Genomic DNA, 388 nt, shown 5'->3' on the forward strand with positions numbered 1-388 from the left:
AGCGCGCCCGCGCCCGCTCCCGAGTTGTTGTAGGCATTGCCACCGCGAGCGCCCACGGCCTTCACGGTCACCGAGCTGACGTTCGCGGGCACCGTGAAGCTCTGGAGCCCACCCGTGTAGTTATACGTCTGGGTGACAGGCACCATCTGAACATAGGTGAGCACCACCACGCCGTTGCCCGTACCCTGGTCGGCCTGGTTGCTCTGGCTGCTGCCCGCGTTGTACGAGCCTCCGCCACCGCCACCGCCACAGTTGCTGGACGCGCCACCGGCGCCGCCGCCGCTGTAGCCACCCGCGCCGCCCGCCGCGCCCGCCGCGCCGCCACCGCCGCCGTAGCCACCATTGCCATTGAGCGTGCCCGTGCCGCCGCTGCCGCCCGAGCTGATGG

The 388-nt window shown here is 71.6% G+C and carries 1 protein-coding gene; it reads right to left on the reverse strand.

The features are described from left to right. Positions 1 to 388 (reverse strand): hypothetical protein (locus JGU66_36465; GenBank protein ID MBJ6766271.1); only part of this gene is annotated, 388 nt, incomplete at both ends.

The sequence above is a fragment of the Myxococcaceae bacterium JPH2 genome (genome assembly GCA_016458225.1).
In the GTDB taxonomy this organism is placed as follows: Bacteria; Myxococcota; Myxococcia; order Myxococcales; family Myxococcaceae; genus Citreicoccus.